Annotated in this window: 11 protein-coding genes; 7 read left to right on the top strand and 4 right to left on the bottom strand. The window is 58.8% G+C overall.

The genetic code is table 11. The features are described 5' to 3' along the window. Window positions 1-1,249: 1,249 nt before the first annotated feature. Both DJ69_RS02950 and DJ69_RS02945 read right to left on the bottom strand, forming a co-directional pair. Window positions 1,250-1,666, bottom strand: coding sequence for a hypothetical protein (locus DJ69_RS02950; protein ID WP_180271703.1), 417 nt, complete (start codon window positions 1,664-1,666; stop codon window positions 1,250-1,252). 328 nt (window positions 1,667-1,994) lie between these two features. After that, entirely contained in the window at window positions 1,995-5,258 is a 3,264-nt protein-coding gene (locus tag DJ69_RS02945; RefSeq protein WP_245851457.1) for an ATP-binding protein, read from the bottom strand. A gap of 424 nt (window positions 5,259-5,682) precedes the next feature. Between DJ69_RS02945 and DJ69_RS02940 the strand changes: the two genes are divergently transcribed. The 3 genes from DJ69_RS02940 to DJ69_RS02930 are packed head-to-tail and all read left to right on the top strand — an operon-like array spanning window position 5,683 to window position 7,172. Then, window positions 5,683-6,018, top strand: a complete 336-nt coding sequence (locus tag DJ69_RS02940) for a DUF7558 family protein (RefSeq protein WP_099254212.1) — start codon at window positions 5,683-5,685, stop codon at window positions 6,016-6,018. 48 nt (window positions 6,019-6,066) lie between these two features. Next, a complete protein-coding gene (locus DJ69_RS02935; RefSeq protein WP_099254211.1) occupies window positions 6,067-6,666 on the top strand; it encodes a DUF7437 domain-containing protein in 600 nt (199 codons plus the stop codon). Beyond that, on the top strand, window positions 6,663-7,172 hold the full coding sequence (locus DJ69_RS02930; protein ID WP_099254210.1) for a hypothetical protein: 510 nt from the start codon (window positions 6,663-6,665) through the stop codon (window positions 7,170-7,172). Before DJ69_RS02935 ends, DJ69_RS02930 begins: the two co-directional genes overlap by 4 nt. A 2-nt stretch (window positions 7,173-7,174) precedes the next feature. On the opposite strand, the gene DJ69_RS02925 is transcribed toward DJ69_RS02930, so the two are convergent. Further along, window positions 7,175-7,435: a MarR family transcriptional regulator gene (locus DJ69_RS02925; RefSeq protein WP_099254209.1), complete on the bottom strand. Its 261-nt coding sequence runs from the start codon at window positions 7,433-7,435 to the stop codon at window positions 7,175-7,177. A gap of 121 nt (window positions 7,436-7,556) precedes the next feature. Between DJ69_RS02925 and DJ69_RS02920 the strand changes: the two genes are divergently transcribed. From DJ69_RS02920 to DJ69_RS02900, 4 genes are all read left to right on the top strand, one after another. Continuing rightward, window positions 7,557-7,817 carry a HalOD1 output domain-containing protein gene (locus tag DJ69_RS02920; RefSeq protein WP_099254208.1) on the top strand — a complete coding sequence of 87 codons (261 nt, stop codon included), beginning with the start codon at window positions 7,557-7,559 and terminating at the stop codon, window positions 7,815-7,817. Window positions 7,818-8,225: 408 nt separating this feature from the next. Continuing rightward, a complete protein-coding gene (locus DJ69_RS02915) occupies window positions 8,226-9,182 on the top strand; it encodes an ABC transporter ATP-binding protein (RefSeq protein WP_099254207.1) in 957 nt (318 codons plus the stop codon). After that, a complete protein-coding gene (locus DJ69_RS02910; protein ID WP_099254206.1) occupies window positions 9,179-10,426 on the top strand; it encodes an ABC transporter permease in 1,248 nt (415 codons plus the stop codon). The genes DJ69_RS02915 and DJ69_RS02910 overlap by 4 nt, the downstream gene beginning before the upstream one ends. 502 nt (window positions 10,427-10,928) lie before the next feature. Further along, window positions 10,929-11,795 carry a DNA-binding protein gene (locus DJ69_RS02900; protein ID WP_099254205.1) on the top strand — a complete coding sequence of 289 codons (867 nt, stop codon included), beginning with the start codon at window positions 10,929-10,931 and terminating at the stop codon, window positions 11,793-11,795. 229 nt (window positions 11,796-12,024) lie between these two features. On the opposite strand, the gene DJ69_RS02895 is transcribed toward DJ69_RS02900, so the two are convergent. Continuing rightward, window positions 12,025-12,909 carry an HFX_2341 family transcriptional regulator domain-containing protein gene (locus DJ69_RS02895; protein WP_099254204.1) on the bottom strand — a complete coding sequence of 295 codons (885 nt, stop codon included), beginning with the start codon at window positions 12,907-12,909 and terminating at the stop codon, window positions 12,025-12,027. Window positions 12,910-13,139: the final 230 nt, after the last annotated feature.

The raw sequence follows: 13,139 nt of genomic DNA, 5'->3' as shown, positions 1-13,139 counted from the left end.
CCGTCAACGCTCCCCGACTCCCCCCGCCTCGAGTAGCCCCAAGGCCTGCCTCCACCCGTGCGCTCCCCCAGGGTTCCCTCCACTATCAACAATCTGGTAGTACCTCTATCGCTTTCGCTCCCGCTCCACCCCTCTCCGCCGCCTCCAACTCGGCTCTGCCTGAATCGCCCGCCACGCGACTACCCACTGGAACTTCAACTCCCCTGAACCCTAATTGTGTGAATTCGGCTGAACATCGACAAGGCGAACAGAGTCCCTTATAGACCCTATAAAGCAACCTGAGGGCGTGGCTGAACGTCGACGCTTGGTTTTCGGGTCGGTGAGTTAAACAGTATCCCCCGAAATCGTACCGCCGTATGGTAATTACGAGACGTGGCAGTTTGAATACATAAATAAACACAGATGCGCCGTATTCTACCGCCGTATGGTAATTATGTGAAAATAGAAGCCGGTCTAAGAGCTAAACACGGGCACGCTGAATCCCCACGCTGTCTGGTAATTACGGCGCTAAACACGCTCCCCTCGAATTCGGCCGCAGTCTGGTAATTAGAGTGGTGAGATAATTCTTTGAGAGTGCTGTGGATAGCTAAACACGACACCCCGTAATCCAGTTGCCGTCTGGTAATTACGCGATTAAACACATATGGCCCATATTACGACGCCATCTGGTAATTACGCGATTTGGCGGCTGCGGAGTGGCTGTGTTCTGTCAGTAAACACTCCACCCCTGAATTCGGCTGCCGTCTGGTAATTAAGGTACTAAACACTCACCCCTTAAAATCCGCTGGCGTCTAGTAATTATAGTCCGAGTCACCCGCCGTTAGTATAATTAGCGTGATATGGAGATGGTTATCTGGAGTGGAACAGTGCTTGAGCAACGGTCGGCGCTGGTTCAGTCTCATAATCACGCGAGGAGCGCGCCACCAGCTACGCCGTATCGAACCGGCCCTCGAGTCTGTCGTTTGTGTGCCGAAGCGGAGGCGTTTCCCAACCGTTGCGAACAAAATCTGCGAAGACTGCGAGGGAATCGCGGGCAGATTCTGCGAAGATTGCGAAAACGCCGGGGGTGGTAGGCACCAGCGGTCGCGTGCCGAGGCCGGGTTGACGGCTATGGCGGTGCGGTGGCTACCGGCACCCGAGTTCCTGGCGTGTCCGAAAAGAATGCCTGTTGTGGAGTGTCGCTGAGCTTCGCGTCCACAGAGTTCGAGCAGATGCTGGCCGAACTGTGGAGCCAGCGCAACGACTCTGGTTACGCTTCCGCTCCGTCAGCTTCCTCGTCTGCCCCGTCGTGCGCTACCGGAGAAATCCCGCCCTCTTGGTTGAGGTCAATGACGAGCGAGCCTGGGATTTTCTCGTTGCCGATGTCTTCGTCCCACTCAGGCGAGTACCGAATTGTCTGGTCTGGCGCAATACTGTTGTGCTTGAGGAACCCGCTTACTGCAATGGTGACGCGGTTTTCTGACCACTGGAGCGAATAGACATCCATCCGGTCGTAATCCTCCAGCGGGATGATCGCGATCTCGTTCGCGCCTTCGTTGTACGCGAGGATGACGGCCTTCTTCCCCTTGAGGAATTGCTTGGACACTGTGGAGTTCGCCGCCATCTGGCCGTTCTCTCGAAGCGAAGACGAACTCCCGCCCGTGGAAAACTCCGTAGCCTTCGTCACTATGCGTGTCCGAGATTTCGTCGATGAACTCGTTTCCCTGTTCAGAATCTTCGGGAGGCCTCTCGGGTTCACGTGGCTGTCGGAAAGACTCTGACTCCTTCGTTGGTTGCTCTATACGTTCACCGTCATCATCGCAACTTGCCCCTGTGTCTTCTACGATACTCACAGGAGACTAGCTTATGTTTTCCCGTACGCCAACGGCGTGAATAGCCTGCGTTAGAGTCTATCTGCCGGCGGTTTCGATATCTACTGGGAGAGTGTTGGGCCTCGGGCGAAGGAAAAGTGTGGGAACTGATGGAAAATCAGTAGCTCGAAAGCAAAGAAGCCCTTACTCAATCCGCTTTCGAAGCGAATTCAGCGTGTGGACTTCTGCGATGCCTTCATCGTTGAGTTGTTCGTTGATTTTCTCGAGGTTATCGCTTCGACCGGAGGGCAACCCGTCGACTTTCTCATCTAGCTTTTTGAGAAGTGTCTTGAGCGCGTCGTGGTTCTCCACGACCCAGACCACGTCACCGTAGCCCTCTTTGAGGGCCTCGTAGTCCTCGTGGACGTGGCCCTTCTTCTCTGGGCTGGTCTCGACTTCGACGAGCTGCTTGGACTTCGTGGGGGACTCTTTTGTATCATCTGCGAACACGTCGACCTTGTTTTGTCCATTGTTGATGTCGCCGTACAGTTCGACATCGTAGCCCTGTTGTTCGTAGTACGCACCTGCGAGCCGTGCTCCGAGATGGTGTTCTGGGCTTTCGTATCCTAGCTCTCCACCTTCGTCTGGGGAGAGAGATTTGTCGTCGGTGATGAATTCTCCTTTCTCCGTAGGGATGTAGTAGGTCTTGTTCTGTCCGATCGAGACCTTCTCAACGAATCCTGCGTCCTCGAGTTCACTTGCGTACTCGTTGTTGTGGAGCTTCGTCATCGGCATGCTGAGGTCGTACAACTCCACATCTCCACTAAGTGCGTCGAAGATTGTTTTCAGCAGCGTACGGTGCTCGTCTTCAAGCATACTGGTGTCGATGTCAGAGTCGTCCTTGTCGCTATCGTCATCACTGCTATTGTCGTCTGAGCTGAAGTCTGCCCCTGCTGTGGAGTTGATGTACTCGGACTCCCGGTTGAGCGTGTGGTGGGCGCGACTCTCTTCCCTAACCGATTCGGACATCGGGGACACGTCGAATGGTCCCTCGCTGTGCCCCGGCGGAATCGGGAGTGGTTTCAGCGTGAGAATCTCTGGCTTCTGTTTGTGGAAGCCCGTCGACGGCAGCTGCACCACCCATTCCCCACGCCGGAGACCCGCGATTCTGTCCTTGATCTCGTCCGTGTCGAGGTCTTCGTGGAACAGCGACTCTGCCAACATATCGTCGGTCGCGATGTTCCCGATGATCTTCGTGTTGACGTTGTTCAGGATCTCCTGGTACGCTCGCCGGTTGCCCTGTGGGTCTTCGCCCAGCACCTGCTCGGGATACTGCATGATGAGTCCCAGCGAGAGATTGAACTCGCGGCCTTTCGGCAGCAGTTCGTTGTAGACGATTTCGTTCCGTGCGATGTTCGCTGACTCCTCGATGATGACGTTCGCGATGTAGTCATCATCGTTAGGCGTCCACAGCGACTGCACGGACGTCCACAGGTGCGAGAGGAACAGCACAGCGAATATTTCGCTGCTTTCCCCGTGGAGATTCCCGGTGTCGAGCAGGAGAACCTTGTCGCCGTTGAGGATGTTCTTCAGGTCCAGCATCGGGACATCCGCTCGTTCGTACCAGCCTTTCTGGTCGTTCCAGTGCTCTTCAGGAATCTCGAACGACAGCATATCCCAGATGAAGTCCCGCTCCTTGAGCTTCCGAATCCGGTTCATGACTGCGTCCGTCGTGTTCATGAACTGCCGCTCTTCCTTCTCCAGGTGAGACTTCAGGAACCCGCGAACCTGCTCGTCCTCGACCGGCGGCAGTGCCTTGTCGATCTGTTCCTGGCTGGTTTCCTCGAGGTTTTCGATAGACCGCCCGTAGTGCTGGAAGTTCTGAGCAGCGTCGAGAAGGTCGCCGACCGTGAAGTAGTCCGAGCCGTTCTTCTCGTCGAACAGCGCCTTGATGAGGTTCGTGAGAATCTCGTTCGCGACGAACGCTTGGTCGACTGAATCCCGACCGAGGACGAACCGTAGCAGCTGGAAGTAGTGATCGATGATGTCTTGGATGGCTGTTTCACGCTCACGGCCAGCCGAGCGCACCAGCGGTCGTAGGTCGAAGAACGGAATGCCGGGAATGTTTCCACCTTCCTCAGGCACCTTCAGGTACTCGACGTCCTCGAGGTCTCCGAAGAGCGTGCGGTGACACCGCAGGTAGTTCCGACACATTTCCCCGCCCTTCGGGTCGATGAGGATGGTCGGCCCTTCCAGATTCTCGTGCGTCGTGAGCATATCGTTCAGGGTCGCGACCGTCTTCCCGCTCCCAGTTGTCGCGGCGCGGATGTAGTGGTGCGTTAGATCTCCAGCAGAGAGTGCCAGCGCGTCCCGCTTGTTGAGTTCAGTCCACCACTCGTTCACGCTCTCGATCGCGCTGATTTCTTCCGTATTCTCCGTGTCTTCGCGTAGGGCTGTGACAGCGTGGCCGATGGTCATCCCTTCCGAGAACTCACGGAACACTTCCTCGTTCGGTGAGGTCAGTGCGGACTGCGCCTTCGGCTTCCCGCCGGTCCCGCCTCGGCTGGCCTTCGGGAGCGCGTCGATAGATGGGACCGTGATGAAGCTGGCGAGCTCCTCGATGTTACAGACGAGCATTGGTTTCCGTCGAGTCACCATCTCCCAGCCGTTCGGGTACGTGATGCCGTGGTGCAGCATCCGCTCGTACTCGTTTTTGTTCTCGCCGAGGTATTTCCCGTCGACGGAGTAGAACTGCCCACTCATCTGGTTGAGTGAGTCCTGTAGATTTTCCGCGACTCGCTGGGACTGGGCTGCCGCGCGCAGTGACACGTTGTACGTGTGGCTCGGGTTCTTCAGGTCGATCTGAGCCATGCGACTCTGTCCGGCGCGTTGCCCATCGACCTGCGAGTCCATGATGGTGCCACCGACTTCCTCCGGCGTGTCTCCCCGATGCCGCTCACGTTTCTCTTCATCAGACACCCCCATTGCTGCGTCGAGGACACTCCGAATGACCATCCCGGCCGTTGTGTGAACACCGCGCTTGAGACGGCCTTTCTGCCGTTGGGCTTTCGGTGACCAGTCGGCACGCGGCTCGAACACGACCTGGAAGAGCACAGCGCCGTCAGCTTGGATAATCGTCTCAAGCAGGTTCGACAGCGGGGACCGGTCGATAGTCTCGGTGTCGAAGCGAGTGAGAACCGTCATCCAGTCCTTCCGACGTTCCTCGACGCCTTCGTACCGAACCATGTGCGGGACGTCGTCGAAGACTTCCGTGATGTCGAACTGCTTCCGGTCGAACTCGAAGTTCTCCGGGTACTGTGAGCGCGTCGTACTCTCGAGGCGGTCACAGTTCGCGTCACCGCGTTCACCCGGCCCGAGGAAGAACTTGAACTGAGCTGCATCCTCCGGCTTGTAGATGATGAACTCGAAGTTCGACACGCCTTCGATGCTGTCGATGTGGAGCTCCATGTCCAGCGGGAGTTTCCGCCCTGTGCCGTACTGGTGAAGACCGTACAGTTCTCGCGTAACTGTCTTCGAGTTTACCTGCTCTCGAACTGGCGTGATCTGGATATACTCCTGACTGGTTTCGATTTCTTCAATGACGTTCTCTGGGCATTCCGCCCCTCCATCTATATTTTTACCCCTGTCTGGGGGGCTTCCATCGGAGCCATCAGATTTATTTGTAGAATTTTGCATAACCACCGGTAAGAAATCCAAAGTAATGAAATTATCTTCGTTTTCAAATAAATATTGTAATTTATATTACGATATTGGAAATTTGGCGGCGTCATAGTGAGGACTTGTATAGCCCTATATTCAATTCGCCAACGCCGCTGGCCGTCTCCCACCGTGGCTGGGCGGCCGGCCGCGACGCCGACGCGGAGGCCGAGTGATGCAGCAGACCCTCGTCGGCTGTGCGTTCTGCGACGCCCCGCCCGGTACCGAGACTGGCGATGCCCACACCTGGGGGCAAGACGAGCGGGTCACTCACCCGATCTGCGTCGACTGCGCGATTCAGACGGAGCCGGATCCCGACGAGCGCGATCACGTCGCCTGTGACGGCTGTGGACTAGTCGTCGACACGCTCGCGGCACTCACCCGATTCCGGGTCGAACTCGGGCATCTGGAAGGCCCGTTGCAGCTCTGCGCCCGCTGCAGTCCGGGTGGGCTTGCGACGTACTGGACGCGCGACCTCGAGGAGCATCTCGTCGCGACGCCGGCGGAGTGACCCAAACACTCTTTACTGTTTCGCTGTAAATTGTAATCAAGAACGCCCGTGTCACGCACCTCAAACCGCGCCGACGGCGACATCGTCCAGGACTTCCTCTCGGTCGCCGATCTCCTCGAGGAGCCACAGCTCGCCCAGCTGTACGCGTACCTTGCTCGGGAGGGGGAGGCGACCGTCCAGGACGTGATGGACGACCTCGAACTCGCCCAGGGGACGGCCTACAGCTACGTCAACCGGCTCGTCGACGCCGGCGTCGTCGACGTCACCGACGACGAGCAGCCACGCCGGTACGCCGCCCGGGAGATTGACCTGACCGTGACGACGGCCGCCGGCGACCGCGAATACACGATCACGCCGGCGCTCATCGACGCCGTCGGCCGCCGCGAGACGGACGCCGACATCGACACGTACATCGACCGCCACGGCGTCGCCGGCCTCGCGACGGCGCTCACCTACGCCGTCGCTCGGGAGCGTGGGGAAGTAACCCACCGGCTGATGGCCGAGGACCTCGACATCTCGCCGCTGGCTGCGGAGATGATCCTCCAGGCGCTCCGGCCCGTCGTCCACGAGCACTACGACATCGAGGAGTCAGGGACGGGACTCGACGAGCTGGATATCGACGACGGCGACGGCGCTGACGACGCGTGAGCCGGCTCCACATCGCCGACACTGGCCTGTTCGTTGCGATGGGACAGCCCTCGAACAGCCGGTACCAGGCCGTTCGGCGGTTCGCTCGCCGAAACGACGTCACCTTCGTCCTGCCCGAACGGGTGTACGAGGAGCTGACCGTCGACGAACCCGACGTCGAGGCGCCACCCATCGACACCGCGATCGACGAGGGCTGGGTGACGGTTGCGACACCGTTGGAGTTCTCGGACCCGGTCGTCTCGCGGGTGATGGATGGCGTCCAGCGGTACATCGCGAACGCCGACGATCGACCCGCCGACGAGGTCGAACGCGCCGACGCTGCCCTCGCCGCCCTCGCTGCCCAACACCTCAGCGCGGGGACGACGACCGAGGTCTACATCTACACGACCGACATCGCTGCCGGCGAGGGGGCCGAAACCGTCCTCGCGAGTGAGGGGTACGGGGACTCGGTGACGTACGTGAACGGGTTTCGGTTCATCGAGGATCTAATTGCCGGTGACAGCTGACGCTATTCGGAATCGAGGTCACGAGCGTCGAGGTCGCCGGCGAGATACTGCTCTCCCGTTCGCGTGATATCGTAAACGCCGTTGCCGAGATGGACGAGGAGTCCGTATTCGACCAGTGTTTTGCAGCGGGCATTGATGTGTTGGCGGGAAAAGCGAACCCGATCGCTGTCCGCCATCTCCTTTGGGGTATCGGGGCCGGCTTCGGAGAGATGCTCTAGAATGCGGTCATCGGCGCGAGACATCCAGTCGGCGTCAAAGCGCATAATCGCTTGTGGTTGCGCCGACGCTATCCCGAACGCGCTAAGTCAAATGAAGAAGCGATAAGCTTCTGTAGTTGACTCCTAACGTTTTAAACGTCTGTCACCCAAAGCCCCGAGTGTTCAGATGCATACCCCTCCAGCGGACAGTTCGGGCGGACCGAATGACCTCGTCGTCGAGATCATCGAGACACTGGAGACATGCGGGCTCGAAGACGACGGCTATCAACTCCACGATTACGTGGACGTCGATGCGCTCGAACAGTTGCTTGCCTCATCCGATGGGGACATCGCCGTCCAGTTTACTATCGAAGGGATTCCACTCGAGGTCTCACCGGACGGTGTCGACGTCATCGTCGAGGATGAGTCCGAGTGCGTCAACGAATAACGACGTTCGTTGCGGAGACAGGGAGTGTTCTCGAAAGCCCTCGGCCGCTCGACGTCCCGCGACCGCGCGAGACTGCGTCTCGCTGGCCCTCGTTCGCTCCGCTCACGAGGACGCCGCTACGCGCCTCGTACCTGCGGTGCTTGCGGGGTCGGGGGGCGACCGAGACGGCCGCGCCCTTTCTGAGTCCGCCAGGGTAGCTGGGTCGCCGAGTGTCGCGGCCGGCTGGATAGGTGTGTACGTACTGGTCCGCGCCGACCACCGGTATCTAGCCTTGAACTGACACTCTATTGAGTAGTATTGGACGCCTATTCCATCTGTCCACATACTGTGGGGCTCCTGCATATGAGGGTGCGACTGGTTTGAGGGAAACGTTCTTTTTGTTCGTCTTAGAAGGCACATGACACTCAGATGGCGGGAGACACTCCACATTCCGTTGTTCAGGTCTCTAACCTCCAGAAAAAATACGGATCGACCACCGCCGTCGACGACGTTTCGTTCGAAATCCACACCGACGAGATCTTTGGTCTGCTCGGTCCAAACGGCGCTGGCAAGACGACGCTAGTCGAACTTCTCCAAGGTCTTCGCACACCCACAGCTGGTGCGGCAACCGTCCTCGGCTACGATATCCAAGACGACCTCTACGCTGTCAAAGACCGGATTGGAGTTGTCCCACAATCATTCCATACCTTCGAGCGACTATCCGTCCGCGAAAATATCGCTCTGATGCGTGATCTCTACTCCGATCCCCTAGCAGTTGAGACGGTCCTCGATCGATTGGATCTTGATGACTACGCGGACACGGCTTTTGGGTCGCTTTCGGGGGGATTTCAGCGCCGCACGGGCATCGCGATGGCGCTGGTGAGCGATCCCGACGTCCTCTTTTTAGATGAGCCGACTACAGGCCTTGACCCAGCCGCCAGACGTGGCACCTGGCAACAGATCGACCAGCTGCCCGCTCTGGGGACGACCGTCGTGTTGACAACTCACTATATGGACGAAATTGAGGCCCTCGCTGACCGCGTCGCACTCATGGTCGATGGTGGCATCAGGGCTATCGACACAGTTGCAGCGCTGGTCGAACGGTATGCAGGGACTGTCAAAATCAACGTCACTCTCCCCAAATCCACCGCCGACGGCGATGACCAGATCATGACGACCCTTCGCCAGCGGGCTCGGGAAACGCATCAACCGGACAGTCAGGAAATGGTTGGTATCTTCGACGACCAGCAAACCGCCCAAAAGACCTTCAGCGATCTTCACGGAATCGACCCCAACTACTCGATCGAACTGGTGAGCGCGGGGATGGAAGACGTCTTCCTCGAAGTCGCAGGGAGTACCCTCGATACAGCGGGGAATCGACGATGAAACGATTGGCGAGTCTCACGACGACGCTGCTCCGTGATTGGTTCCGGAATCGGGAGGCAGTCTTTTTCGCGTTGGTCTTTCCGCTAATCTTGCTGCTCATCTTTAGCACGGTCTTCGCGGGTGGCGCGGCCGAGTTCGACCTCGGCGTCCAGAACAACGATGTCAACGAAACTGGAGCTCCGACGCCACTGTCGGCGACATTCGTGGATGCGCTCGAGCGTGCGGAGCCCCTCAACGTTGCGCACATTGATTCGGATCAGGATCTCTCCAACGCTGACCAAATAGCGGAAGCGACCGGCCATCAGCGCGTGCTCGTTATCCCGAACGGATTTGCCGACCGGGTCCGGGCTCAAAGCGGACGGGTCCGTATGGCCGTAATTCGAGATACGATTACACGTACCAGGGGCAACTTGACTGACGACCAGCAAACGGCACTCGACCAGCTGCAAGCAAATATGACTGCACAGGCCGGGTCCGGGGACTCGGGCTCGGTTGAAGTGACCCTTTTGTTGACACCTGATGATGACGCTGCTGGCGCCGTCGAAAGCATTCTTGATAGCGTCGTTGGGACATTCAACGACCGCTCAATCGGTGTCGAGGAACCGACAACGAGGATTCAGACTGAGGAACGAGGGGCGGAGGGAATCAGTGCAGTGGGGTACTTTCTGCCAGCGTTCATCGTCGCCATGATTCTCATTAATGGGGTGATGACTGTCCCGTCGGCCGTCGCGTCGTTCAAACGGGACGGGACACTAAAACGACTCGCCGCAACGCCGTTACGGAAGCACGAGTGGATTCTGGCGAACGTAATCCAGCAATCGATTCTGGCCGTAGGGATTACGGGCGTGATGCTTGTCGTAGCCTGGGCCGTTTTCGGGGTTCGGGTCGTGCCGGGACCGTTGTCGATTGCGTTGATCGTCCTCGGGGCGATTGCATTCACCGCCCTCGGGATGATGATCGGTGGAATTATCCGTGACTCGGGCTCGGCGATCAGTCTTGGCGGGGCGATTGCGCTCCCACTTATGTTCATTTCAGGCATCTTTTGGGAACTGGATCTTATGCCAACGAAGCTTCAGCAGGTTGCCGAATTCAGTCCCGTGACACATTATCATCGCAGCCTCCGACAGCTGCTGATTTTGGACTCGACTGCTGGGGTGGCAGGCACGTTCGGTCTCCTCCTCGGTTTGGCAGTGATATTCTTTGTAGGCGCGCTCTTTGTGACCCGTTGGCAGGAATTCGATTGACGCTATCGATATATTGTCAACCATTCCTCAAACAGATTGAATCTCTCATCGTCCGTGCTGTCTGCTTGATTCACATTCTCGTGTTCAACGGCCCGCCCCGCTCGCCGCTGCCGCCCTCCGCGTCGCTCGCGACCGACCATTCCGGGCGTGCGGACGCTCTCCGCACCGCCCGCGCCCGTTCCGGGCTAAAGTAAATGTGCCCTCGACGCCAGCGCTTCACCCGTTCGGGTCCTGCGGACCTCGGCGAAGCCGACCGCGACGGACGTGGTTGCGTCGCGGCGAACGGGGAATGCGCTGGCCGCTCGCTCCGGGCGGGTCGGCGCGCGGTGCTGGTTGGGGCCACCTCATGCAGGCGCGCTCTCGCTCGCGCCCGGTAGGGCGCTCGCGAAGGCGCGAGCGAGAGCGCGCAGATGGGTCTGTCGGTCGGTGTCGTCGGAAAACCGCGATGTAGCAGCATCGCGGAGTCGGCGCGTGAGCGCCTTCGGAACTTGGTGAAGTTCCAATGTCAAGTAACAGCTCTAGTAGCAAGGTCGTTTCGGTCGATGAACAGGCATTCGAGAAAGCGGGCGGTCAGGCGGTCGATGAAGACGGCTTCCCGGTCGTCGACGAGACGCCGGAGTTCGAGGCGGCGGTCGAGCAGGAGACGCAGGCGAAGGTGGATGCAAACCACCCGGACGGGATCGCGGACACGAGCCAGGATCGGATTCACGGTGTCACCCTCGAACAGGAAGAGCGCATTCGGGCGCGGGAAGCCGAACTGGAGCGCATCAGTGCCCAGGCCGAGCTGGGAACGCAGGACGGTCGTGAGCAGCGCACGCGAGAGGTCGTCAGCGAGCAGTGTGGTCGTGACGAGCCGGCGCCGGCGGAGCGAACGGATCCCCGGGAGAAGCTGACGCAAGACGAACTCGCGGCGGTCAACGAGCAGGCGATGCGGATCAGCGACGAAGTGCAGGGCGGCTGGTCGAGAGCGGTCGTCGCGAAGCAGCTGGCTGAGAAGGTGCAGCGCGGGCGGGACGTCACGAAGGCGGTGCTGGAGACCCTCGAGGAGTTGAAGGCGGCGCCGGGGGCGATCGTGCCCATCGCGGACGTGCCGGACGTCCCGGTAGGTGAGGTGACGGTCGAGGGTGAAATCACGCAACTCTGGGATCCGTGTGACACGTCGATTTCTCAGGTCGGGTTGATCGAGGACGATAGCGGGAAGATCAAGTTCACCATCTGGGAGGCCTCTCGGAAGACGGTCGTGAGCGAAGGTGAGACGGTCCGGTTCCGGGCCGTCAAGAAGAACTGGTACCAGGGGCGGTGCAGCATCGCCATCACGGGCTGGAGCAGGATCGAATTCCCAGAGCGCGGCCGGTGGTGGGAAGAGTAGGCGAGCGCGTCGCCCTTCTTTTTTGGTGTGTGCCGGACCGACCCTGACCCCGCCGCCCCACCCTCCGCTCCGTGCTCGCTTCGCTGCGCGCGCAGCCACGACCTCACGCACCGGTCCAACAGTTATCCTACAAGCCGAGGGAGCGCGTGTGCGACCCGAGGAAGTTTATCGGCCCCCAGAGGGGTGTGGACGCGCGAGTGCTCCGGTGAAACCTTCCAGAAAGTGTCGGTCAGTCCCTATGGGTTTTGACCCACATCATCCCCATCGTTGAAAGGGACGTTTCGTGCCGATTTCCCTTTTCGTCGCGATCTAAGTACCCGCGCTCATCGAGATTTGACGCATTGTACTGAACGCGGCTGCGAAACGAGTCATTGTACTCCTCACCGAGGTCGGCCGCCAGCTGCTCTGCAAGCTGTGATGTGGACTCCATCGCCCCTTCTCGGTACAGGAATTCCAAGATAGATTCTTCAAAATCCTGCAGCTCGCGCCCAGGTGATGCTGGGAACTCAACGTACATGTCGCCGTCTTCGATCTCACGAACACCCTCTGTTACGCCCACACGGTCGATCTTTTCGCGGATCTCCTTGAGCTCGTGGAGACGTTCCGGCATCCGAATGTCCTCCAGTTTCTCCAAGAACTCGATCTGATTGTCGATCGCCTCGATCATGTCCAAGACCAGGTATTCATCCGGTGCGGCGTAGTACGTATGAACCTGGTCGCGGTATTTTGGGTCTTTTTCGGCAATGATCGAGTCGGCCGCAGTGGCGAACGCGAACGCCACTGTCCGCGGCATCGAAGAAATGTTCACGTACACTTCGTTTCCCTTCTGCAGCTCCGTCCAGAGGTAATCGTAGGCGCGTGGGTACAGGTTTTCGTAACTGTACAGCTGCTCGTACTCGATTTGCTCGTGGTCGACGTCGACGTCGATGAGTTCGAACGATTCCTCCAGTCGTTGCACCATATTCCCGGCAAGGTCTCCAGCCCGGCTGTCAACGTCATCAGTATCCGTGTCTATCAGGACAACGCGGTCCGCAGGTAGGTCGCCTTTTGAGATTGGGTAGATAAGCCGGTGAAAGTCAAACCCGACCGGGATGAAATGAATGCGGTCAGTCATCAGTCACCACTCTCGGAGTGTTCACAAAAAATGCTTCGTAGTTCCACGGCCTCGGTTTTGTTGTCTCTCCGACAGAGTCCGTTTGAAGAATAATATTCACACACTACCCCACTTCCGGACCCTATTAGTCGGTAGCATTAAGTTGCCGTGCGAGAAAGTATTGGTTAGGTGCCCCGGAAGCACAACAGCACCACCACAACAGCGCATGTCGGAAGAGAGATTCCCTCACG

This window comes from Halorubrum persicum (genome assembly GCF_002727125.1).
Lineage (GTDB): Archaea > Halobacteriota > Halobacteria > Halobacteriales > Haloferacaceae > Halorubrum > Halorubrum persicum.
Note: the sequence above shows the minus strand (reverse complement) of the source record. Positions and strands in the feature narration are given on the sequence as shown.

Bases quoted from the DNA above. Each gene is read 5' to 3' on its own strand.
- DJ69_RS02945 (WP_245851457.1), bottom strand. From the start codon at position 5,258: ATGGAGCTCCACATCGACAGCATCGAAGGCGTGTCGAACTTCGAGTTC.
- DJ69_RS02940 (WP_099254212.1), top strand. From the start codon at position 5,683: ATGCAGCAGACCCTCGTCGGCTGTGCGTTCTGCGACGCCCCGCCCGGT.
- DJ69_RS02925 (WP_099254209.1), bottom strand. From the start codon at position 7,435: ATGCGCTTTGACGCCGACTGGATGTCTCGCGCCGATGACCGCATTCTA.
- DJ69_RS02920 (WP_099254208.1), top strand. From the start codon at position 7,557: ATGCATACCCCTCCAGCGGACAGTTCGGGCGGACCGAATGACCTCGTC.
- DJ69_RS02915 (WP_099254207.1), top strand. From the start codon at position 8,226: ATGGCGGGAGACACTCCACATTCCGTTGTTCAGGTCTCTAACCTCCAG.
- DJ69_RS02910 (WP_099254206.1), top strand. From the start codon at position 9,179: ATGAAACGATTGGCGAGTCTCACGACGACGCTGCTCCGTGATTGGTTC.
- DJ69_RS02900 (WP_099254205.1), top strand. From the start codon at position 10,929: ATGTCAAGTAACAGCTCTAGTAGCAAGGTCGTTTCGGTCGATGAACAG.
- DJ69_RS02895 (WP_099254204.1), bottom strand. From the start codon at position 12,909: ATGACTGACCGCATTCATTTCATCCCGGTCGGGTTTGACTTTCACCGG.